At 78.3% G+C, this 22,133-nt stretch carries 19 protein-coding genes and 1 rRNA gene; 8 read left to right on the top strand and 12 right to left on the bottom strand.

Annotated features, from left to right (window positions below; translation table 11 throughout):
• Positions 1–46: 46 nt before the first annotated feature.
• The 4 genes from argF to EDC03_RS10165 all read left to right on the top strand — a co-directional run bounded on the left by argF (position 47) and on the right by EDC03_RS10165 (position 3,700).
• Complete coding sequence (argF, locus tag EDC03_RS10180) at positions 47–1,099, top strand: ornithine carbamoyltransferase (protein WP_422393819.1); 1,053 nt, start codon at positions 47–49, stop codon at positions 1,097–1,099.
• A 226-nt stretch (positions 1,100–1,325) separates the two neighbouring features.
• A complete protein-coding gene (locus EDC03_RS10175) occupies positions 1,326–1,607 on the top strand; it encodes an HU family DNA-binding protein (protein WP_123380148.1) in 282 nt (93 codons plus the stop codon).
• Positions 1,608–1,811: 204 nt separating this feature from the next.
• Entirely contained in the window at positions 1,812–2,603 is a 792-nt protein-coding gene (locus tag EDC03_RS10170; RefSeq protein WP_158674263.1) for a GNAT family N-acetyltransferase, read from the top strand.
• Positions 2,600–3,700 carry a hypothetical protein gene (locus tag EDC03_RS10165; RefSeq protein ID WP_123380146.1) on the top strand — a complete coding sequence of 367 codons (1,101 nt, stop codon included), beginning with the start codon at positions 2,600–2,602 and terminating at the stop codon, positions 3,698–3,700. Before EDC03_RS10170 ends, EDC03_RS10165 begins: the two co-directional genes overlap by 4 nt.
• A 24-nt stretch (positions 3,701–3,724) precedes the next feature.
• Here the strand turns inward: EDC03_RS10165 and EDC03_RS10160 are convergent, their stop codons facing one another.
• Positions 3,725–4,264 carry a GNAT family N-acetyltransferase gene (locus tag EDC03_RS10160; protein ID WP_199720142.1) on the bottom strand — a complete coding sequence of 180 codons (540 nt, stop codon included), beginning with the start codon at positions 4,262–4,264 and terminating at the stop codon, positions 3,725–3,727.
• 54 nt (positions 4,265–4,318) lie between these two features.
• Between EDC03_RS10160 and EDC03_RS10155 the strand changes: the two genes are divergently transcribed.
• A complete protein-coding gene (locus tag EDC03_RS10155) occupies positions 4,319–4,723 on the top strand; it encodes a nuclear transport factor 2 family protein (protein ID WP_199720141.1) in 405 nt (134 codons plus the stop codon).
• 63 nt (positions 4,724–4,786) lie between these two features.
• Here EDC03_RS10155 and EDC03_RS10150 read toward each other — a convergent pair whose 3' ends face one another.
• The gene (locus tag EDC03_RS10150) at positions 4,787–5,626 is read right to left on the bottom strand and encodes a helix-turn-helix transcriptional regulator (RefSeq protein WP_123380144.1); all 840 of its coding nucleotides are present in this window, start codon (positions 5,624–5,626) and stop codon (positions 4,787–4,789) included.
• A gap of 258 nt (positions 5,627–5,884) precedes the next feature.
• On the opposite strand from EDC03_RS10150, the gene EDC03_RS10145 reads away from it, so the two are divergent.
• Both EDC03_RS10145 and EDC03_RS10140 read left to right on the top strand, forming a co-directional pair.
• Entirely contained in the window at positions 5,885–6,859 is a 975-nt protein-coding gene (locus EDC03_RS10145; protein ID WP_123380143.1) for an SDR family oxidoreductase, read from the top strand.
• Positions 6,860–6,933: 74 nt separating this feature from the next.
• Positions 6,934–8,040, top strand: coding sequence for a glycoside hydrolase family 3 N-terminal domain-containing protein (locus EDC03_RS10140; RefSeq protein WP_148058052.1), 1,107 nt, complete (start codon positions 6,934–6,936; stop codon positions 8,038–8,040).
• Between the two features lie 9 nt (positions 8,041–8,049).
• Here EDC03_RS10140 and EDC03_RS10135 read toward each other — a convergent pair whose 3' ends face one another.
• Entirely contained in the window at positions 8,050–8,952 is a 903-nt protein-coding gene (locus EDC03_RS10135) for an ABC transporter permease (RefSeq protein WP_123380141.1), read from the bottom strand.
• Positions 8,949–11,951 (bottom strand): alpha/beta fold hydrolase, encoded by a 3,003-nt coding sequence (locus tag EDC03_RS10130; RefSeq protein ID WP_123380140.1) that lies wholly within the window; start codon positions 11,949–11,951, stop codon positions 8,949–8,951. The genes EDC03_RS10135 and EDC03_RS10130 overlap by 4 nt, the downstream gene beginning before the upstream one ends.
• 62 nt (positions 11,952–12,013) lie before the next feature.
• Here EDC03_RS10130 and EDC03_RS10125 point away from each other — a divergent pair, with 62 nt between their 5' ends.
• Positions 12,014–12,706 (top strand): NUDIX hydrolase N-terminal domain-containing protein, encoded by a 693-nt coding sequence (locus EDC03_RS10125; protein WP_123380139.1) that lies wholly within the window; start codon positions 12,014–12,016, stop codon positions 12,704–12,706.
• A gap of 22 nt (positions 12,707–12,728) precedes the next feature.
• On the opposite strand, the gene EDC03_RS10120 is transcribed toward EDC03_RS10125, so the two are convergent.
• The 8 genes from EDC03_RS10120 to rrf form a co-directional block, all read right to left on the bottom strand.
• Positions 12,729–13,640, bottom strand: a complete 912-nt coding sequence (locus tag EDC03_RS10120) for a 5'/3'-nucleotidase SurE (RefSeq protein WP_123380138.1) — start codon at positions 13,638–13,640, stop codon at positions 12,729–12,731.
• Between the two features lie 57 nt (positions 13,641–13,697).
• Entirely contained in the window at positions 13,698–16,271 is a 2,574-nt protein-coding gene (locus tag EDC03_RS10115; protein WP_123380137.1) for a bifunctional FO biosynthesis protein CofGH, read from the bottom strand.
• Between the two features lie 49 nt (positions 16,272–16,320).
• The gene (efeB, locus tag EDC03_RS10110) at positions 16,321–17,574 is read right to left on the bottom strand and encodes an iron uptake transporter deferrochelatase/peroxidase subunit (RefSeq protein ID WP_123380136.1); all 1,254 of its coding nucleotides are present in this window, start codon (positions 17,572–17,574) and stop codon (positions 16,321–16,323) included.
• A complete protein-coding gene (gene efeO / locus EDC03_RS10105; RefSeq protein ID WP_123380374.1) occupies positions 17,571–18,710 on the bottom strand; it encodes an iron uptake system protein EfeO in 1,140 nt (379 codons plus the stop codon). Before efeO ends, efeB begins: the two co-directional genes overlap by 4 nt.
• 31 nt (positions 18,711–18,741) lie before the next feature.
• Complete coding sequence (gene efeU, locus EDC03_RS10100; RefSeq protein ID WP_123380135.1) at positions 18,742–19,590, bottom strand: iron uptake transporter permease EfeU; 849 nt, start codon at positions 19,588–19,590, stop codon at positions 18,742–18,744.
• A 182-nt stretch (positions 19,591–19,772) separates the two neighbouring features.
• Positions 19,773–20,549 carry an isocitrate lyase/PEP mutase family protein gene (locus EDC03_RS10095; protein WP_123380134.1) on the bottom strand — a complete coding sequence of 259 codons (777 nt, stop codon included), beginning with the start codon at positions 20,547–20,549 and terminating at the stop codon, positions 19,773–19,775.
• A 40-nt stretch (positions 20,550–20,589) separates the two neighbouring features.
• Positions 20,590–21,912, bottom strand: a complete 1,323-nt coding sequence (locus EDC03_RS10090) for an MFS transporter (RefSeq protein WP_123380133.1) — start codon at positions 21,910–21,912, stop codon at positions 20,590–20,592.
• Between the two features lie 153 nt (positions 21,913–22,065).
• Positions 22,066–22,133: ribosomal RNA gene (rrf, locus tag EDC03_RS18575) — 5S ribosomal RNA — on the bottom strand; the annotation flags it as partial.

Here is a 22,133-nt window from a genome sequence, read left to right as displayed (position 1 = left end):
GCGGGCACGCGGGCACCGGCGGCCCCGGGGACGGCAGGATCGGCGCGTGAGCGACGTGCAGCCCCCCGCCCGCAGCCCGCAGCCGACGGAGGCCGTGGACCTGCGCGGCCGCAGCTTCCTCAAGGAGCTCGACCACTCCCCCGCGGAGTGGGCGGCGCTGCTCGACCTCGCGGCGCGCCTCAAGGCCGAGCACCGCGCGGGCCGTCCGCGCCGCCGCCTCGAGGGCCGCGCGGTCGCGCTGCTCTTCGAGAAGACCTCGACGCGCACCCGCGCCGCCTTCGAGCTCGCCGCCGCGGGGCAGGGCGCCACGTCGACGTACCTCGACCCGGCCGGGTCGCACCTCGGGCACAAGGAGTCGGTGGAGGACACCGGCCGTGTGCTCGGGCGCCTCTACGACGGCATCGAGTACCGGGGCGCGGACCAGGCGACCGTCGAGCTCCTCGCGGCGGTGTCCGGGGTGCCCGTCTGGAACGGGCTGACCGACGACTGGCACCCCACGCAGTCGCTCTGCGACGCCCTCACCACGCGCGAGCACGTGCGGAAGCCGTTCTCCGAGACGACGTTCGCCTACCTCGGGGACGGCCGCGGCAACGTGGCGGCCTCGCTGCTGGCGATGGCGGCGCTCACGGGGATGGACGCCCGCGTCGTCGCGCCCGCCGGGCTCCAGCCCGCCCCGGCGGTGCTCGACGCGGTGCGCGCGGTGGCCGCCGGCACGGGCGCCACCCTGTCCGTCACCGACGACGTCGCCGAGGGCGTGCGCGGGGCGGACGTCGTCCACACGGACGTCTGGGTCTCGCTGGGCGAGCCGCCGGAGACGTGGGACGAGCGCATCCCGCTGCTCGCGCCCTACCGCGTCGACGCCGGCGTCCTCGCCGCCACGGGCAACCCCGACGTGCGGTTCATGCACTGCCTGCCCGCCTTCCACGACCTCGGGACGGGGGTCGGCCGGGCGGTGCACGAGCGCCACGGCCTGACCGAGATGGAGGTCACGGACGAGGTCTTCCGCGGTCCCGCGTCCGTCGTCTGGGACCAGGCGGAGAACCGCCGCTGGACCATCGAGGCCGTCATGGTCGCCACGCTGGCGGGCCTCGACGCCTGATCCTGCGGCCCCCCGGCCGCACCGGCGGCCGCGACGCCGGGGCGTGCTCGTCCCGCACCCACCGTGGCGCAGCGCGTAGGGTCGCGGCCGAGCACGTCCCGTACCGGCCCTCTCCGGCCCTGTGCCACGAGGGCGGGCACCGAGCACGACCCCCGTCGGCCGCGAGGCCGCCGGGTCGACCGACTTCACGGTCCGGCGAGCCGGACCCGAACCCCGGAGGAAGCGCGTGTCCATCAACCGCAGCCAGCTCGTGCAGAAGATCGCCGAGTCGACGGAGCTCTCGCAGGGCGACGTCGACAAGGTCCTCGCCGGCTTCGCCGACGTCGTGACCGAGGCCGTCTCCAAGGGCGACAGCGTGCAGATCCAGGGCCTGCTCACCGTCGAGACCGTCGAGCGCGCCGCCCGCCAGGGCCGCAACCCCCGCACGGGCGAGTCCATCGAGATCGCCGCGACCACGGGCGTGAGCATCAAGGCCGGCAGCAAGCTCAAGGCCGCCGCCAAGGGCTGACCCCCTCCCCGCAGCACCGACGACGCCCGTCGCCCCTCCCGGGGCGGCGGGCGTCGTCGCGTCCGCGGCCCCCCGGGGCGACCGATCCCGCCCGTGACGCTGCGTGTCGCACCGGCGACCCACCGTCGCGCCACGCTTCGATGGGCGTGCCCGTCCGTCACTAGCCCGGCACGGGCCGGGCGGACGGACCGACGAGGAGGTGCCGTGACCAGCACGACGCTCCACCGCCGCACGGACGACGCCCCGGCCGCGCCGCGCCCGCACGTGCGCGTGGCCCGGCCCGCCGACGCCCGGACGACCGCCCGCTGGCAGCACGAGCACCTGGGCCACGGCTTCTTCCCCGGCCTGGGCCGCGGCTTCCTCGCCCGCTGGCACGCCTCCTTCCTCGCGGCGCCGCACGGCGTCTCGCTCGTGGCCGAGGTCGACGTCGGCGGCGGCCCCGTGCCCGTCGGCTTCCTCGTCGGCAGCGTCGACCAGGTGGCGCACGTGCGCTCCGTCGTCGACGGCCCCCTGCGCGCCGGGCTCGTGCGGGCCGGGGTCCTGGGCCTGCTCGCCCACCCGCGGACCGCCGGTCGCTTCGCCCGGACCCGCGGGCGCCGCTACGCACGGCGGCTGCTCGGCGCCCGTGCCGGCTCGGCCCCGTCCCCCGCCGCGGGCGCGGGCCCTGCGGCCCCGGTCGCGGTGGTCGCGGCCGTCGTCGTCCTCCCCGCCGCCCGGGGCGCCGGCGTGGGCGCCGCCCTCCTCGACGCCTTCACGGACGCCGCCCGGGCCGCCGGCACCCCGACGGCCGAGCTCGTCACCCGGGCCGACGGCGGCGCCGCCGCCTTCTACGCGCAGCTCGGCTGGCGGCGGGTGGCCGACCGCACGGACCGCGACGGCGCCCGCGTCCTCACCTACGCCCTCGACCTCGGGGACGCCGGGGGCACGGCGGCCGACCCCGGCGCCCCGCTGCCCCGGCCCGCGGTGGCACGCCCGGCGCGCGCCGCCGCCGCGTGAGGACGGCCGCCCGCCTCCTCGCCCCGGCCCTGCCCGCCGCGGCCGCCGTCGTGCTCCTCGTCGCCGGGTGCACGGCCCCCGACGACGGCCCGAGCGCCCCGGCCGCGTCCGCGGCGCCGACCGCGGGCGCACCGACGAGCACCCCCTCCCCGTCCCCGACGCCGTCCCCCTCCCCCAGCACGCCCTCGCCCGTCGCGCCGACCCCGGTCCGCTGGGAGGCCGGTCCCGGCGAGGTCCGCCCCGAGGTCAAGACCGCCGCCGTCCGCGTCGTCGAGGGCGCGGGCACCTGGGCGCCCACCACGCCCGCGGCGGGACCGGCGGGCGCCGTCGAGCGGGCCGTCGCGACGGGCCTCGTCGCCGCGGGCACCGACACCGGGCGGCTCGCCGCCGCGCTGGCCCCGCTGGCGGACGACGTCGCCCCGGCCGCGGCCGCGCGCGTCGTCTACCCCCAGTACGGCGGGCTCGAGGCCGACGCGGCGTCGGTCATGGTCGTCGTCGAGCAGGAGGTCCTCGCCGCCGACGGCACGACCTCGACGCGGGGCGTCACCCTCGACGTCCGCCTGGCCCCCGGTCCCGACGGCGCCTGGCGCGTCACCGGCGTCGAGCCCCCGCCGCGCCGCCCGGCCGGGGAGCCCAGCGCCCTCGGCCGCGCGGTGCTCGACGACCCGCGCGTGCACCTGCCGCCGGCGGCCGTCGACGACGTGCGCGCCGGCCTCGTCACCGACGAGGTGCTGGCGGTGCTGCAGCGCCTGGCCGCCGCCCACGAGGTGGACGTCTCCGTCCTGCGGACCGGCCACCCCGACGAGGTCTTCGGCACCGACCGCACGTCGAACCACACGCGCGGCCGCGCGGTCGACGTGTGGCGCGTCGACGGCCGGCTCGTCGTCGACCCCGCGTCCCGCGACGTCGTCGTGGCCGCCCTGCGGGCCGCGGCCGCAGCAGGGGCCACGGAGGTCGGCGGCCCCGTCGACCTCGACGGCGGCCCGGGCGGCGGCTGGTTCAGCGACGACCTGCACGCCGACCACCTCCACGTGGGGGTCACCGCGGGCGAGGAGCCGATCGGCGCCGAGCAGCTGGCCGCGGCGGCCGGCGGCTGACCGGCCGGCCCGTCGGCGCCCGCGTCACAGCGCGCGCCACATCCGCACCTCGTCGCGGTCCTCGCCGCGCACGCGCAGGGCACGCGGCTGGCGGCCGACCACCGCGTACCCCGCGGCGCCGTAGAAGTCCTCGAGACCCTCGCCGCCGCGGACGGTGAGGGCGAGGTGCTCCAGGCCGAGGTCCCGCGCCGCCCCGTGGGTGGCGTCGAGCAGCCGCCGCCCGGCGCCGCGACCCTGGAGCGCGGGGGCGACCATCAGGCGCACGACCGTGCGCCAGTGCGCCGTCAGCCCACCGCCGCCGGCCTGGAGGACCGCCAGGCCCACGGCCCGCGGCGCGGCGCCCCCGCCCTCCTCGAGCACGACGAGCGTGTCGACGCCGTCCCGCACCCGCGCCAGCAGGCCGTCGAGCCGCCCGGCCACGGCGGCCGGGTCGACGGGCGGCACGAAGCCGACGCTGCCGCCCGCCTCCGAGACGTCGACCCACGTCCGGAGGAGGTCGGCCCGCAGCCGCGGGTCGTCGGCGTCGGCGGGGCGGACCACGCGGGTCCGGAGGTCGTCGCTCACCGGACCATCCTGCGCCCGCCGCGGCGGGGGACGACGCGGTGCCACCATCGGCCGGTGACCCCCTGCCGCCACGTCCTCGACCCCGCGGCGCCCGACGTCGGCCCCGCGGACCTGGACGACGTCGTCGCCCGGGAGCTGGCGCTCCTCGACCCCGCGGTGCGGCGGTCCCGCGCACGGCTGGAGCAGCTGCTCGACGAGCGCTTCACGGAGGTGGGCGCGTCGGGCCGGACGTACGACCGCGGGGCCGTCGTGGCGCTGCTCCTCGACGAGGGGGCGACGGCCGCCGTCCCCGTGGCGGACGTCGAGGCCGCGGCGGTCGCCCCCGGCGCGGTCCTCGTCACCTACCTGTCGGACCCGGCGCACCGACCGGCCCGGCGCAGCTCGCTGTGGCGGCGCGGGCCGGACGGGTGGCGGCTCCGGCACCACCAGGGGACCTCCGTCCCGGGGCCCGACGTCTGACGAGGTCGGCGCGTCGGTCCGGCTGCAGGCCGTCGGGTCGACGCACGCACCTCGGCGCCGTCGTCAGCGCACCGCCGACGCGGCGAGGACGCCGAGGACCTGCAGCTTCTCGTGGCTCTCGCTGCCCGGGGCGGCCGTGTAGACCATGAGGCTGTGCGACTGGTCCGGGTCGTGGAGCAGCTGGCAGGACAGCTCGAGCTCGCCGACCTCGGGGTGCACGAGGTACTTCGTGTCGTGCGGGCGGACGCCGACCTCGTGCCGCTCCCACAGCGTCCGGAACTCCTCGCTGCGGCCGAGCAGCAGGGTGCCGAGGTGCGCGGCCCACGAGTCGGGCCCCCGCAGGGTCACCACGCGGCGCAGGCCGGAGGCGTACATGCGGGAGAGGTGCTCGTGGTCCTCCGGCCGGTAGAGGGCCCGCGCGCCGGGCTCGGTGAACCACCGGAAGCCCCGGCTGCGCGCGGGCCCCTCGTAGCCGGAGACGTCGCCGAGGACCGCACGGCCGAGGGTGCTCTGGCGCAACGTCTCCCCCGTCTCGGTGACGACCTCCGCCGGCGTGTCGGCGAGGCGGTCGAGGACGCGCAGCAGCCCGGGGCCGATGTGCCGGCCCGCGGGGCCGCGCTGGGGCGGGGCGTGCCCGGCCAGACGGAAGAGGTGGTCGCGCTCGTCGAGCGACAGGTGCAGCCCCTGCGCGATGGCCGCGACCATGTCCGGAGAGGGCTGCGGCCCCCGCTGCCGCTCGATCCGCGCGTAGTAGTCGGTCGACATGTGGCACAGCACCGCCACCTCCTCCCGCCGGAGCCCGTCCGTGCGGCGGCGCTGCCCCCGCGGCATCCCCACGTCCTCCGGCTGGAGCTGCGCCCGTCGTCGGCGGAGGAAGTCCGCCAGCCCTGCCCTGTCCACCACGCCCCCTCCGGCGCCGGTCCGTCCCGGCGCGCGGGTCGATCCTCGCCGCCGTCGCCGCGCGGAGCCACGCCCTGACGGTCCCCCCGTGGCACCCGGGCCCGGGCGGGGCGGGGCGGGGGCCCGGCGAGCCACGGACCGAGGGGCCCTGGCTCCGCCCCGGCGTCGCCGCGACGCTCGAGGGGCAGCACCGGCCGCGCCGCACGGCGGGCCGGTCCCGAGACCCCGGGACGCCCCGGGTCCCCACCGAGGAGCCACGCCATGCCCCGCACCCCCGTCCTCGACCTCCCGGACCTGTCCGGACGCCGCGCCGTCGTCACCGGCGGCAGCGACGGCGTCGGCCTCGTCCTCGCCCGCCGCCTCGCCGCGGCCGGCGCGGAGGTCGTCCTGCCCGTGCGCAACCGCGCCAAGGGCGCCACCGCGGTGGACGCCGTCCGGCGGGCCGTCCCCCACGCCGACGTCTCGCTGCGGGACCTCGACCTCTCGTCGCTCGCCTCCGTGGCGGACCTCGGCGCCGCCCTGCGCGCGGAGGGCCGCCCGGTGCACCTCCTCGTCGGGAACGCCGGCGTCATGCGTCCCCCGGCGCGCACGACGACGGCGGACGGCCACGAGCTGCAGCTCGGCACCAACCACCTCGGCCACGCCGCCCTCGTGGCGCACCTGCTGCCGCTGCTCGCCGCGGGGCGGGCCCGGGTCGTCCACCAGGTCAGCGTCGCGGCCCGCAGCGGACGGCTCGACCGCGACGACGTGCAGTCCGCCCGTACTGACGACGTCGACCGCGCGTACGCCCGGTCCAAGATCGCCCTCGGCCTCTTCGGCCTCGAGCTCGACCGTCGCAGCCGGGCGCTGGGCTGGGGGCTGAGCAGCGCCCTGTCGCACCCCGGCATCGCGCCGACGAGCCTGCTCGCCGCCCGTCCCGAGCTCGGCCGGGGCGGCGACACGGTGGCGGTCCGCGTCATCCGACGGGCCTCGCGGCTCGGTCTCGTCGGCACCGTGGAGAGCGCCGCCCTGCCGGCGCTCCTGGCCGCCACCGCACCGGACGCCGGCGGCCGGCAGTACGGGCCCCGCGGCCCCGGCGGCCTCGGCGGCGCCCCCGGCGAGGAGACGCCGTACCGCCCCCTGCGCAGCACCGAGGACGCGGCGTGGCTCTGGGACGTCACGCAGGAGCTCACCGGCGTGGCGTTCCCCGTGGGTCCGGTGGCCGCCCCCCGGCCGTGGCTCGACGCGAGCGCCTGAGAGCCGCCGGTGAGCCCGCCGTGAAGGTGCTCGGGGCAACGGCCGATCTCCCCGAGCAGGCCTACCGTCGCGACATGGACGTCACGCGGCGGGCGGCACTGGCAGGTCTCGTCGGCGGCGGGCTCGCGCTCGCCGCCGTCCCGGCGGCGGCGGCGCGGACCGCCGCCGCCCTCACCCTCGAGCAGCAGGTCGGGCAGCTGCTCGCCGCCGGCGTCCCCTTCGGCGACATCGCGACGGCCGGGGCGCTCGTCACCGACCACCACGTGGGGACGGTCTTCTGGGCGGGGCGCAGCGACGCGGGCGTGCGCGGCCTCGCGGCCGACAACGCCGCGGTGCAGCGCCGCTGCACCACGGCCGCCACGGGCGGTGTCCTGGCCTTCACGGCCCTCGACCAGGAGGGCGGCCAGGTGCAGTCGCTCCGCGGACCGGGGGTCTCCGACATCCCCAGCGCGCTGGAGCAGGGGCGGTCCGCGACGGCGGTGGTCGAGCAGCGCGCGGCCACGTGGTCCCGCCAGCTCCGGCAGGCCGGCTTCACGATGAACCTCGCCCCGGTGACCGACGTGGTGCCGTACGCCCTGCGGCGCACCAACGTCCCGATCGGACGGTACGACCGCGAGCTCGGGTACACCGGCGAGGCCGTGGCCGCCGCCACCGCCGCGTGGGTGCGCGGCTCGCGCGCCTCCCGGGTCGAGCCCGTGCTCAAGCACTTCCCCGGCCTGGGCCGGGTGACGGCCGACACCGACACGACCTACGGGGTGCACGACGACGGCACGCCCCGCACCTCGGGCACCCTCACGCCGTGGCGGGCGCCGCTGGCGGCGGGGGCCGGCGCCGTCATGGTCTCCAGCGCGATCTACGACCTGATCGACCCGACGGTGCAGGCCTTCCGGTCGCCCGTCGTCGTCGGCGGCTTCCTCCGCCGCGACCTCGGCTTCCGCGGGGTCGTCATGACCGACGACGTCGGGAGGGCGGCCGCCGTCCGCTACGTACCCGTGCCCGACCGCGCCGTGCAGCACGTCGAGGCGGGGGGCGACCTCGTCCTGACGGTCGTCCCCGACCAGGTGCCCGTCATGGCGGACGCGCTGATGTCCCTGGCCCGGCGGAGCAGCACCTTCCAGCGCTACGTGCGGGCCTCGGCGGCCCGGGTGCTCGCGCTCAAGGCGCGCGAGGGGCTGGCCTGAGCCGGACGACTAGCTGAGGACGTCCTTGCGGCCGAAGGACCAGAAGCCCAGGCGCACGAAGACGACGACCCAGATGAGCGCCCACAGCGCGCCCGAGAGCATGTCGTCCCAGCGCGGCTCGGCCCGCAGCAGGTCCACGTAGGCGTACTGGAAGTGGGTCGGCAGGGCCTCGCGCAGGTCGCCCAGGGCCGGGATCTGGTCCAGCACCGTCGAGATGACGACGAGGAGGACGGCGCTGCCGACGGCGGCCAGCGGCGCGTCGGTCCGGGTCCCGACGAGGAAGGCGAAGGCGCCGAAGGTCGCCGTCGTGAGGAGCAGGTAGGCCGTCGCCGCGGCGAGCCGCCCGATCCCGCCGAGCGTCGTGAAGGTCTCCCCCGACGGCGCCACGAGCGGGTCGGCCCCGTACGCGAGCGTGCCCACGAGGTACGCCACGACCATGAGCTCGACGACGGCGAGCACCGACGACGCCGCCGCCACGACGAGCTTGCTGCGGAGCAGCCGCCGCCGCGGCACGGGCGAGACGAGGAGGTAGCGCAGGCTCGACCAGCTCGCCTCGGACGCGATGGGGTCGCCGCACAGCAGGGCGACGACGAGGGGCACGAGGAAGCCGGTGCCGACGAAGAGCGTGAAGAGCGCGAGGTTGGCCCCGTTCTCCGTGGCGAGCTCGACGAAGCCCGGGGCGCCGCCGCGGTCGTCGTCGCCGAGCGCGAAGGCGCCGACGAGGACGAGCGGCAGCGCGGCCAGGAGCACCGCGGTGACGAGGGTGCGGCGCCGGGTGACCTGGCGGGCCGCCTCGGCGCGCAGCGTCAGGGTGCGCCGGGGCACGTAGCCGCCCGCCGCGCCCTCGGCGTCGGCGCGGCGCCCGCGCCGCGGGCCGTCGGTGCTGCGCGGGCTCTCGGTGCTGGTGCTCACGTGCCGGTCACCTCCAGGAAGACCTCCTCCAGCCGGCGGCGCGGCACCAGCCGGTGCACCTCCACGCCGGCGTCGACGAGCGTGCGGGCGACGTCGGCGGCGTCGACGCCCGTGACGACGAGCTCGCCGTCGGTGACGTCGGCCCGCTCGCGCCCGGCGCCCTCGCCCGTGTCGACCCGCGCGCCGGGCAGCGCGCCGAGGGCCCGGGAGGCCGCGGCGACGTCGTCGACGACGACGGCCGTGCCGCCCTCGCCGTCGGCCCCGCCGCTCGTCAGCTCCTCCACGGAGCCCCCGGCGACGACCTGCCCCCGCCGCATGATGACGGCGTGCGTGCAGGTCATCTCGACCTCGGCGAGCAGGTGGCTCGAGACGAGCACGGCGCGGCCCGAGGCCGCGTAGGAGCGCAGGACGTCGCGCAGTGCGCGGATCTGGGGCGGGTCGAGGCCGTTGGTCGGCTCGTCGAGGACGAGGAGGTCCGGGAGCCCGAGCATCGACTGGGCGATGGCGATGCGGGCCCGCATGCCCTGGCTGTAGCCACGGACGGGGCGGTGCACGGCGTCGCCGAGCGCGGCGATCTCGAGCACCTCGTCGATCCGCGCGTCCTCCAGCGGGCGGCCGGTGGCCTGCCACGCGAGCCGGAGGTTGGCGATGCCCGACGCGTGCGGCAGCAGGCCGGGCCCCTCGACGAAGGCGCCGACCTGGGACAGCACCGCCGAGCCCGGCTCGACCTCGTGCCCCAGGACGAGGGTGCGCCCCTCGGTCGGGTGGACGAGCCCGAGCACCATGCGCAGCGTCGACGTCTTGCCGGCGCCGTTGGGGCCGAGCAGGCCGACGACCTGGCCGCGGCCCACCGTGAAGCTCACGCCGTCCACCGCGCGGAGCCCGGAGGCGTAGACGAGCGCCAGCCCGTCGACGACGAGCGGCGGCGGCGGTCCGTCGCCCTCGAGCGAGGCGGCGCCGGCGAGGACGCCGCCGCCGAGCGCCGGCCGGGTGGCCGGACTGGCGCGGCGGGCCCCGAGGCGCCGGGTCAGCGGGCCGAGCAGGAGCGCCAGCAGCGAGACGGCGGCGAGCGCGACGACGAGGCCCCAGGGGACGTCGGTGCCCTCGGACGTGCTGCTCGCGGCGGCCACCGTCTCCACCTCGTCGCCCGGGGCGACCGGCAGGACGACGGCGGGGTCGGCGTCCTCGGTGGCGAGCGCGACGCCGTACACGCGGCTGTCCTCGGGCACCGCGTACGCCTGGTCGGTGCTCGAGACGGCGAGGCGCACCGTGTGCCCGGCGGCCCAGCGGTGGACGACGCCCGGGAGCGCGACGTCGACGCGCGTCGGCTCGCCGGGCGTGAGGCCGGTGAGCCGGACCGGGGCGACGAGGCCGCGGGGCAGCTCGGCGGTGCCGTCGGCGGAGACGTCGAGCAGCGTGGCGAAGAGCGTCGCGTCCTCGGCCGTCGAGGTGATGACGAGCCGCACGCGCGGCGTGCCGGCGACGAGGAGGTCCTCGTCGAGCTCCGCGGAGTCGAAGGTCGCGCTCTGGCCGGGCAGCACGGCGAGCGCCGAGGCGAGCGCCCCGGCGGAGCCGAGCGCGGCGCCGGCGCCGGGCAGCGTCGTCAGCGCGCCGGGGGTGCCGCCCGCCGGGGAGAGGACCTGCTGCGGGTCGCCGAGGAGCGGGACGGCGGTCGTGGCGAGCGGCTCCACGGCCTCCGCGCCCTCCCCGGCGCCGGGGTAGCCGGGGAGCACGAGCTCCTCGCGCTCGGGCTCGCTGCCCTCGGTGCCGTCCGGCGGGGCGCCCGGCGGCTGGGCGGCCGCGTCGAGCGCCGCCTCCAGCCCGCCCGACCCCTCGGGGACGACGGCGGTGAAGCGCTCGAGGCCGTCGAGCGGCGTCGTCCCGCCCGAGAGCGCGGCGGTGAGGAAGGGCACGAGGTCGGCCCGGGCGGTGCCGAAGCCCCCGCCGGACAGGTCGCCGTCGTGGCCGCCGGCGGTCCAGCGCACCCGGACGTCGACGCCGCGGTCCAGCAGCGTCCGCGCCGTGGCGTCGGCCTGCTCGAGCGGGAAGAGCGAGTCGGTCTGGCCCTGGACGAGCAGGACGGGGACGTCGACGGCGTCGAGGACCGTCGCGGGGCTCGAGGCGGCGAGCAGCGCGGCGAGGTCCTCGCCGACCTCGCCGGTCGTGACGGCGTCGGTGTAGCCCGCGCAGACGTCCGGCGCCAGGCGTCCGCACCCGCCCGGGGCGCCGGCGACGGGGACCGCCCCCGCGAGCGCGCCGAGCTGGGTCACCCACGCGCGCTTGAGGACGCCGGGGGCGGCGGGCGGGTCGGACGGCCGCACGGCGGCCGGCGTCGTGGCCCCGTCGACGGGGACGGACGACGGGTCGAGCGCGGCGGGCAGGTCGTTCCAGGCAAGGGCGGAGGCGACGGCGTCGACGCGGTCGTCGGTGCCCGCCAGCAGGAGCCCGAGGGCCCCGCCGTACGAGGCACCGGCGACGCCGACGCGCGGGTCGCCGGTGCCGTCGAGGAGGACGTCGTCGCGCTCGGCGAGGAGGTCGACGAGGGCGCTCGCGTCCGCGACCTCGAAGTCGGGGGCGTCGAGGTGCACGAGACCGCCCGAGTCCCCGAAGCCCCGCGCCGTCCACGCCAGGGCGACGAAGCCCTCGCCGGCGAGCTCGCGGGCCCGGGCGTCGGCGTCCTCACGGGTGCCGCCGAAGCCGTGCGCGAGGAGGACGGCGGGGCGGCGGTCCGGGCCGTCGTCCTCGGCGGGGTCGACCCGGTAGACGGCGACGTCGAGCGTCACCGCGTCGTCGGGCGCGCTCGGCTCGGCCCCGACGGGCACCTGCAGCGTCTCGACCTCGACGGGGGCACCGCCGTCCGGCGTGGGCGTCGTCGAGGGCGACGGGGAGGTGGAGGGGGTCGCCGTGGGCGTCGCGGCCGCGGTCGCGAGCGGCACCGGGCCCGCCACGGCCAGGCCCACCAGCGCCACCAGTGCCGCCCCGACGGCGCGTCGTCCCACGGGCTCATCGTCACACCCGCCGCGCGGCGGCGGGGACGCGGCCCTCGACGTAGCGTCGACGGGTGCCCCCGGACGCCCAGCCCTCCTCGCCCTCCCCCGCCGCCGGTGGCGACGACGCCGCCGAGCGCGTCCGCCGGGTCGCCGTCCGCCTGGCCGCCCTGGCGCAGAGCGGTCTCGCCTTCACGCCCACCGACTACGACCGGGAGCGCTTCGCCACGGCCCGGTCGCTGGCCGCCGAGTTGCTGGCGGTGCTGGAGGGCGACGGCTCGGCGGGCGCCGGTGCCCTCGCGCTCGAGCTGGAGCACCGCGACACCGGGTACGCCACCCCGAAGGTCGACGTCCGCGGCGTCCTGCTCGACGAGGACGAGCGCGTCCTGCTCATGCGCGAGCGCAGCGACGGCCGCTGGTCGGCGCCCGGCGGGTGGGCCGACCCGGGCGACACCCCCGTCACGGCGGTGCTGCGCGAGGTGCGCGAGGAGACGGGGTACGCCGCCGAGGTCGAGAAGCTCGTCGGCTGCTGGGACCGCGACGCCCGCGGCCACCGCCCGCCCATGAGCGTGGGCGTCGTCAAGCTCTTCTTCCTGTGCCGGGCGACGGGCGACGTCCGCCCGCCGGACGAGCTCGAGACCCTCGAGATCGGCTGGTTCTCCCTCGACGACCTGCCCGAGCTGAGCCAGGGCCGGGTCACGGCGGAGGAGCTCGAGCGGTGCCGCGCGCACCGGCGCGACCCCTCGCTGCCGACCGAGCTCGACTGACGCCCGGCCGGCGGCGCCCGTCTCAGCCCGCGGCGGGCCCGGCGAGGTCGCCGAGGTCGAGCTCGTCCCCGGCGCGCTGCTCGACGGGCCCGAGGAGGGTCGCCGTCGCCCACCCCTGCGCGAGCAGGACGGTGTCGCTGCCCTCGTCCTCCGGCCCGTCGGCCTCCGGGGTCGGCGCCTGCAGGCGCACCCAGCCCTCGCCGCGCTCGAAGGCGACGCCCTGGGCGGTGCCGGCCGAGGCCAGCGTCGCGGCCCGCAGGCCGCGGAGCTCGTCCCCGAGGCCGACGTGGGGCACGTTGACGCTCAGCGTGCCGACGGGCTCGTGCTCCTCGACCCACCGCAGCGTGCCCGCGACGACGCGGACGACGGCGCCCCACGTGGCCGGGGCGACGTCGAGGCCACGCCCGGGGACGGTCCCCGCGGAGACGGCGAGCCCGCGGACGCCGAAGACGGTGGCGGTCAGCGCGGCGCCCACGGTGCCCGAGTGCAGCACCGCGGCCCCGGTGTTGAGGCCGTGGTTGACGCCGGACAGGACGAGGTCGGGGACGCGGCCGAAGGCGCCGCGCAGGCCGGCGCGGACGCAGAACGCCGGGCTGGCCGCGACGGCGAGCACGCGCAGCCGGTCGGTGCCCTCGTGCTGCCGGGCCTCGGCGGCCCACGCCTTGGGGTCGTCCGCGTCGAGGCCCGGGCCGGTGGCGTCGGGCCACGGCAGGGCCACCTCGACGACGGGCAGCCGGTCGCCGTCGAGCTCCGCGTCGACGGCGGCGCTCGCGCCGCTGCGGTCGCGCGACGGCGCGGCCACGACGACGTCGTAGCCCGCCGCCACGGCCGCCGCGGCCAGCGGGGCGAGGCCGAGGCCCTCCACGCCGTCGTCGTTGGTGACGAGCGCGCAGGGCCGTGCCTGCGCGCTCCCGGCGGCGTCGGGGGTGCTCACGCGCCCATCGTCGTGGGACGCGGCGGGGTCCGCGCGGCCGGGCGCCCCGCCGACCGCTCAGACGGGGCGCCGGACGGGCACCGCGCCGTACGTCGTCGTGCGCTCCCGCACCGGACGGCCGACGCCGGCGGCGATCTCGGTGATCTCGGCGACGGACTTGGCGGACCCGTGCTCGGAGCCCGCCATCCGGCTGATCGTCTCCTCCATGAGCGTGCCCCCGAGGTCGTCCGCGCCGCCGGTGAGCATGGCGCGCGTCCCCTCGACGCCGAGCTTCACCCAGGAGGTCTGCACGTGGTCGACCCGGCCGTGGAGCATCACCCGCGCGAGCGCGTGGACGGCCCGGTTGTCGCGCAGCGTCGGTCCCGGCCGGGCGAGACCGGCGAGGTAGACGGGCGAGGACGTGTGGACGAAGGGCAGGGGCACGAACTCGGTGAGCCCGCCCGTGCGGTCCTGCAGCGCCGCGAGGGTCCGCAGGTGCGCCACCCAGTGCCGCGGCGCGTCGACGTGGCCGTACATCATCGTGCTCGAGCTGGGGATGCCGAGGGAGTGCGCCGTCGCGACGACGTCGAGCCACGCCGCCGTCGGCAGCTTGCCCTTGGTGAGGACCCAGCGGACCTCGTCGTCGAGGATCTCCGCCGCGGTCCCCGGGATGCTGCCGAGCCCGGCCTCCTGCACCTCCTCGAGCCACGCCCGCACGGAGATGCCGCGCTTGGCCGAGGCCGTCGCGACCTCCATCGGCGAGAAGGCGTGGACGTGCATGTCCGGCACCGCGTCCTTGACGGCCCGGACGATGTCCACGTACGCCGTCGGGCCGAGGTCGGGCGAGATGCCGCCCTGCAGGCACACCTCCGTGGCGCCCCACACGTCCCGCGCCTCCCGGGTGCGCTCGGAGATCTGCTCGAGCGAGAGCGTGTACGCGTCCGCGTCGGTCTTGCGCTGCGCGAAGGCGCAGAACCGGCAGCCGACGTAGCAGACGTTGGTGAAGTTGATGTTCCGGTTCACGACGTAGGTCACGTCGTCGCCGACGGTGTCGCGCCGCAGGCCGTCGGCGAGCGCGGCGAGGGCGTCGAGCGCCGCGCCGTCGGCGGTGACGAGCGCGAGGTACTGGTCGTCGGAGCACCCGGCGGGGTCGCGCTCGGCGGCGCGGAGGGCGGCGGCCACCTCGCCGTCGAGACGGGGCGGCGTCGACGACGTCCCGCCGCGGCGGTCCTGCGCCGGCACGCGCTCGGCGACGGCGGACCAGTCGCCGTACACCTCGTCGAAGTCGCCGCGGCGGTCGTCGGTGCGCCCCGTGGTGTCGACCTCGACGTGCAGCCCGGTACGGCCCGAGCCGGCGCCCGTGGCGGCGAGGCCGCCGTCCGGCTCCTGCCACGCCAGCCCGACGGGCTGCGTCGACGGGTCCGCGAGACCCGTGGCCGGGTCGGCGAGCGCCCGCACGTGCGGGTGCAGGCGCGGGTCGAGCCACGCCTCGTCGCGCTCGAGCGCGCCCCGCACGAAGCGCGGGTGGACGGTGAGCCGCTGCGCCAGGCCGAGGCCCGCGTCCGCCGTCCACCGCTCGAGGTCGTCGAGGTGCGGCCACGGCCGCTCGGGGTTGACGTGGTCGGGCGTCACCGGCGAGACGCCGCCCCAGTCGTCGACGCCCGAGGCCAGCAGCGCCGCGACGTCCCCGGGGTCGGAGAGGTTGGGCGGCGCCTGGAGCGTCACCGTCGGGCCGAGGAGGACGCGGGCGACGGCGAGCGTGGCGAGGTAGGTGTCCCGGTCGAGGTCCGGCGCCGCCTGCATGGCGGTGGCCTCCTTCGCCCGGAAGTTCTGGACGATGACCTCCTGGACGCCGCCGTACTCGCGGGCCACGCGGCGGATCGCGAGCAGCGCGTCGACCCGCTCGGCGGGCGTCTCGCCGATGCCGACGAGGATCCCGGTGGTGAAGGGGACGCCCACGCGACCGGCGTCCTCGAGCACGCGCAGCCGGACGGCCGGCTCCTTGTCGGGGCTGCCGAAGTGGGGGCCGCCGGGCTCGCTCCAGAGCCGGGTCGCCGTCGTCTCGAGCATCATCCCCATGGACGGCGCGACGGGCTTGAGCCGCTGGAGCTCCGACCACGACATGACGCCGGGGTTGAGGTGGGGCAGGAGCCCCGTCTCCTCGAGGATCCGCACGGACATGGCCCGCACGTAGGAGAGCGTGTCGTCGTACCCGTGGGCGTCGAGCCACTCGCGGGCGGCGGGCCAGCGGTCCTCGGGGCGGTCGCCGAGGGTGAGGAGCACCTCGCGGCACCCCTGGGCGGCCCCCTCGCGGGCGATCGCCAGGACCTCGTCGGGGCTGAGGTACGCCGCCGGCAGCCGGTGCGGCACGGTGACGAAGGTGCAGTAGTGGCACCGGTCCCGGCAGAGCCGGGTCAGCGGCACGAAGACCTTGCGCGAGTACGTGACGACGCCGGGCCGGCCCGCGCGCTCCATGGCGGCGTCGCGGACGCGGGAGGCCACCTCCTGCAGCGCGAGGAGGTCGTCGCCGCGGGCGTGCAGCAGCACCTCGGCCTCGCCCGCGTCGAGCGCCTTGCCGTCCCGGGCCCGGGCGAGCGCGCGGCGCAGCTGCTGCGGCGTCGGCGGGGCGGTCGGCGGGGGGAGCGACGTCACGGCTCACCTTCGCACGCGGACCGCGCCACCCCGGCCTCCCGCCCGCCGCTCAGCCCAGGAGCGTGCTGCCCCACCGACCGCCGGGCCCGACGCCCGGCAGGACCGCCCACACCCCGGAGCCGGTGTGGCGCACGTACTCGTTCATGGCGTCGTCGCGCGACAGCGCCTCCTGGACCGGCACGAAGGCCCGCCGCGGGTCGCGCTGGTAGGCCAGGAAGACGAGGCCGGCCTGCAGGTGGCCGAGCCCGTCGGCCCCGTCGACGTAGCTGTAGCCGCGCCGGAGCATCTGCGCACCGCCGTGCCGGCTCGGGTGGGCCAGCGCGACGTGCGACGTCGCGGGGAGCCCGGCCACCGCCGTCGCGTCGAGGACGTCGTGCTCGCGGGCGAGCCCCAGCGGCGCCCCCTCCCCCTTGCTCCGGCCGACGACCTGCTCCTGCTCGGCGAGCGGCGAGCGGTCCCACGTCTCGACGTGCATCTCGACCCGCCGGGCCACGAGGTAGCTGCCGCCCGCCAGCCAGGCGCCCGCCGGGTCGTCGTCCTCCCCCACCCACACGTGCTCCGCCATGGCCGCGGCGTCACGCCCGTCCGGGTTCGCGGTGCCGTCCTTGAAGCCGAAGAGGTTGCGCGGCGTCGGGACGCTGGGGTCCGTGCTGGACGCGCGGCCGAAGCCGAGCTGGGCCCAGCGCACGGCGGCCGTCCCCGCCGCCAGCCGGACGAGGGTGCGGACGGCGTGGACGGCGACCTGCGGGTCGTCCGCGCACGCCTGCACCACGAGGTCCCCGCCGCAGCGCGCCGGGTCGAGGGCGTCGCCGGCGAAGGGCGGGAGCTCGGCCAGCGCGGCGGGACGCCGCGCGGCGAGGCCGAAGCGGTCGTCGAAGAGGGACGGCCCCACGCCCACGGTGAGGGTGAGGCGCGCGGGCGGCAGGCCCACCGCCTCGCCCGTGTCCTCCGGCGGGGCCAGGGGGTCGCCGTCGACCGCGCCGTGCTCGCCGACGGCGCGCCCCGCGACGAGCGCCCGCGCCGCGGCCGTCCAGCGGTCGAGGAGGTCGGCGACCTCCTCGCGCCGGTCGGTCACCACGTCGAGGGCCGCCAGGTGCAGATGCGCCTGCACGGGGGTCGTGACGCCCGCCTGGTGGGCGCCCTCGAAGGGCACGACGTCGCCGGTCCCCGACGCCGCCGGGTCGCGGCCGAGCGCGACCGCCGCCCGGTCGGCCCCCGCACCGACGGCCACGCCCGCGGCCACGCCGAGCCCGACGAGCAGCCGCCGGCGGCTGGGCCCGGCGGCCGCGTCGTCCGTCGTCACCGGGACGCCGCGGCCGCGAGCCCGGAGAGCGGCTCGGACACCGCGTCGACGGCCCGGCTGAGGTCGCGCCGCTGGGCGTCGTCGAGGGTGTCGTAGGACACCCAGCCCTCACCGCGGCGATGGGGCTCGAGGGCGGCGTGCAGGTCCGCGAACCGGGCGTCGAGCTCGGCGACGAGGTCGGGGTCCTCCTCGGCGGCCAGCGGGCGCAGGACGTCGAGGGCGCGCTCGGCGCCGTCGACGTTGCCCTCGACGTCGACGAGGTCGGTGTGCGAGAACGCCTCCTCCTCGCCGGTGATCTTCCCCGTCGCCACCTCGTCGAGCAGCGCCTTGGCGCCGTTGCCGACGGAGGTGGGCGTGATGACGGCCTCGGGCACGCGGCCGGCCAGCTCGGTGACGTCGGCGACGAGCTGGTCGGCCACCGGCGCCAGCGGCGCGAGGTCCTCGCCCGTCCAGAGCGCCTTCTCGAGACGGTGCCACCCGGTGAAGTCGTCGCCCGGCGCGAGGTCGGCCTCGCGGGCGTCCATCCGCGGGTCGAGGTCGCCGAAGGCCTCGGCCACCGGCTCGACGCGCTCCCAGGGCAGCCGGGAGGGCGCGTACAGGGCCCGCGCGGTCTCCGCGTCGCCCGCCCGGACGGCGTCGGCCAGCGCGGTGACGAGCGGCACCGCGGCGTCGGCCTGCTCCTGCACGAACGCCCGGTACTCCTCGACCGCCCGCTCGGCGGCGGGGTCGTCGGCCGCCGTCGCGGCGGCGGGGGCGACGACGAGGTCGGAGCGGATGCCGTCGCCGACCATGCCCGGCTTGCAGGCCACCTGGTAGGTGCCCTCGCCCAGGTCGACCGTCAGGTCGTAGGCGGTGCCGGGCCCGATGTTCTCCTTCTCCGTGACGACACGGTCGCCGTCGTAGACGTAGACCTCCGTGACGTCCGAGCCGGTGTTGGTGATCGCGAAGGTGCTGATGCCCGCGGTCAGGTCCGTCCGCGACACCTCGCAGGTGTCGTCCCCCGCGGTGACGACGACGGGTCCGTCGGCCGTCCCCCCGCCCGCGGCGGGCACGGGGTCGGTGGCGCAGCCGGCGACGGCGGCGACGAGCAGCCCCACGACGGCGGCGGCGGGCAGGGCGGGGCGGGTGCGGTGCACGGGGACCTCCGGGAGGACGGGCGAGAGGACGTCAGGCGGCCGGCGCGACGGCGCGGGGCCCGGCGGCACGGGCCCGGCGCGGCGGACCGCCCGGGCGCAGGACGACGAGGAGCATCGGGACGACGTAGAGGAGCCAGGCCACGGCCTGCAGCCAGGTGGTGGCGGGGGTGAAGCCGACGGTCCCCTTGAGCAGGACCCCGTACCAGCTGCTCGGCGGGACGGCGCCGCTGACGTCGAAGGCGAGCGTGGTGAGGCCCGGCAGCACCGCGGCCTCCTGGAGGTCGTGCACGCCGTAGGCGAGGACGCCCCCGGCGACGACGACGAGGGCTGCCCCGGACCACGTGAAGAAGCGGCGCAGGTCGATCCGGAGCGCGCCGCGGTAGACCAGGTACCCGAGGACGGCGGCGACGGCGAGGCCCACGGCCGCCCCGGCCAGCGGCGCCGGGCCCGAGCCGGTGGCCCGCGCCGCCGCCCAGAGGAAGAGGGCCGTCTCGAGGCCCTCCCGCCCGACGGCGAGCAGCGCGACGAGGCCGACCGCCAGCGGGCCGACGGCGAGGGCCGACCCCACCCGGGCGCCGAGGTCCGCGCGGAGGTCGCGGGCGACCCGTCGCATCCACAGGACCATCCACGTCACGAGACCCACGGACAGGATCGACAGCGAGCCGCCGAAGAGCTCCTGCTGCCGGAACGTCATGTCGCGGGAGGTCAGCTCGAGCACGGCGCCGAGGCCCGCGCTGAGGAGGACGGCGAGCACGACGCCGCCCGCGACGGCGGGCAGGGCGTCGCGACGGCCGGCGCGCACGAGCGCCGCGACGAGCAGGCCGACGACGAGCGAGGCCTCGAGGCCCTCGCGCAGGCCGATGAGCAGGTTGGCGGTCACGCGCCCTCCTCCGGACGGGGCGCCCGACCGGGCGCGGCGCTGAGGGTAGCCTCACCTGAGACCGCTGCGTGACAGGTCCGCCGACCGGACGGCGCCGCCGACCGGAGCCGGGGACGCGAGGAGCCGGCGCCCCTGGGTGGGGGCGCCGGCTCCGCCGGTCCGGCGCGGCGCGCCGGGCGTGCTCAGTTCAGGGGCCTGGTCCCCTCGGGGATGCCACCGCCGGCGTAGATCCCGCGGGCGGCGTCCTGGAGGGCGGTGAGGGCGACCCGCTGGGTCAGCGGGCCGTAGGTGACCCGGGCGACGCCGAGCTCGGCGAGGCGGCCCTGGTCCGGCACGCCCGGGAAGCCGATGACCGACAGGCGCTGGGGCCCGAACGCGGCCACGAGGTGCTGGACGGCCTCGTCGTCGAGCGGGCCGGGCACGAAGACGGTGGTGGCGCCGACGTCGAGGTAGGCCTTGCCGCGCTCGACGGCGTCGGCGAGGACGACGTCGCGGGGACGGTCGCCCCCGCGCGCGAGGGCGTCGGTCCGCGCGTTGAGCGCGAAGGGCACGCCCTCCGCCTCGGCGGCGGCGACGACGTCCGCCATGACCCTCACCGACTCGTCGAGCGGGCGGAGCCGGTCCTCGACGTTGGCGCCGACGACACCGACGCCGATGGCGCGGCGCGCGGTCTCGCGGGCGTCGCCGAAGCCGCCGTCGAGGTCGGCGCTGACGGGGAGGTCGCCCGCCGCGAGCACGATGCGCTCCACGAGCGCGAGCGACAGGTCGAGCGGGATCTGCTCCCCGTCGGCGTACCCGAAGGTCGAGGCGATGGAGTGGCCGGCCGTGGCCAGGGCCTTCGTCTGCGGCTCGCCCGCGACGACGGTGGCGCTCACGGCGTCCCACACGTTGACGAGGACGAGCAGCTCGGGGTCGTGGTGCAGGCGCCGGAGCTCGGCGCCCTTCGCGGAGATGTCCATGGGGCAGACCGTGCCACCCCGAGGCGCCCCCTGCCCGCCGTCAGGCCGACGGCGGGTGCCGCACCTCGCCCTGGCGGGGCAGCACGCCGAGCAGCGGCACACAGGCGAGCAGCAGGAGCGCGCCGCCGACCACGACGACGCGGTCCAGGAGCGCCTGCGGCTCCGCCCTGGTGCCCTCGAGGTCGCCGAGGAGGGGGACGACCATGACGACGACGGCACCGACGAGGGCGCCGAGGCGACGGGCCGCGCCGAGGGCGCCCGTGGCCCGCCGCTCGTCGCCCGGGGGGCAGGCGAGGGACACGACGAGCCCGGTCCCCTGCACGGCCGCGCCGAGACCGAGCCCGAGCAGGAGGAGCGGCAGCGCCGACGTCCCCTCCCCCGGGCCGACGAGCCGGAGCAGCAGCGCGAGGCCGACGACGCCGAGGACGGCACCGAGGGTCCCGACCTGGGCCATCTGCGGGCGGGACCCCAGCCGGGCGACGGCCGCGGACGCCAGGACGACGCCGGCCACCCCCGCCAGGACGCCGACCGCGACGAGCAGGCCGCGCAGGAGCGGCTGCTCGAGGCCGAGCAGCAGCGTCACGTCGACGAGCACGGCCACGGACACACCACCGACGACACCGACGGCCACGGCGCCCAGCAGCACCACGCGGGACCGGAGGACGCCCGGCGCGGAGGTCGTCTCCGGGAGCGGACCGCCTTCCGGGCGGGCCCGCACGGAGCGGAGGAGGACGAGGGCCACGACGGCGAGCACCGGGGCCAGGAGGGGGACGACGCGCCAGCCCGCGGTGACGTCGACGAGGAGGCCGCCCACGAGGGCGCCGAGCACGGCGCCCACCCCCGTGACGAGGACCAGCGCCGCCTGGACCCGCACCTGCAGGGCGACGGGAACGGCCGAGGCCAGTGCCGCACCGGCCGCGACGACGAGCGCGCCCGCGCCCGCCCCGGCGAGGAGCCGACCGAGCCCGAGCGCGAGGACCGCACCGACGTCGTCCCCCGCGGCCCCGGCCGGCGTCGGCGTCAGGGCGACGGCGGCACCGCCGACGACGAGGAGCGCGGCGGCGAGGACCAGCACGAGGAGTCGGGGTCCGCGGGCGGACGCGCGCGCGGCGAGGGGGGCGGCGACCACCGTCCCGACGACCGACGCCGCGGCGGGCACGGCGAGAGCCCGCTCCAGCTCGAGGTCGAGCACGGCGGCGGGGGCGGCGACGGCAGCGGCGACGAGGTCGAGGGCGGCCAGGAAGGTGGCGACGAGGACGCCCGCCAGGACCTGCCGGCCGGCGCGCGCGGAGCGGGCGACCCCCTCGGCCTCCACGGCGTCGTGGTCGGGCGTCGGCAGGTCGTCGGTGTCACGGTCGGGCACCGGCCGAGGCTACCGACGACGGCGTCGGCCCCCGGACGTGCCCGCCCGACCGTCGGCCGGGCGCACCTGGTCGTGGACGCAGGAAAGGGGCCGCAGGCACGAGCCCCACCCGAAGGCAGAACACGTACCCACGACCCCTCACCCACAAAAGATGTCCGGCGGCGACCTACTCTCCCACCCAGTCCCCCAGGCAGTACCATCGGCGCGAACGGGCTTAGCTT

Source organism: Pseudokineococcus lusitanus (genome assembly GCF_003751265.1).
GTDB classification, from domain to species: Bacteria; Actinomycetota; Actinomycetes; order Actinomycetales; family Quadrisphaeraceae; genus Pseudokineococcus; species Pseudokineococcus lusitanus.
Note: the sequence above shows the minus strand (reverse complement) of the source record. Positions and strands in the feature narration are given on the sequence as shown.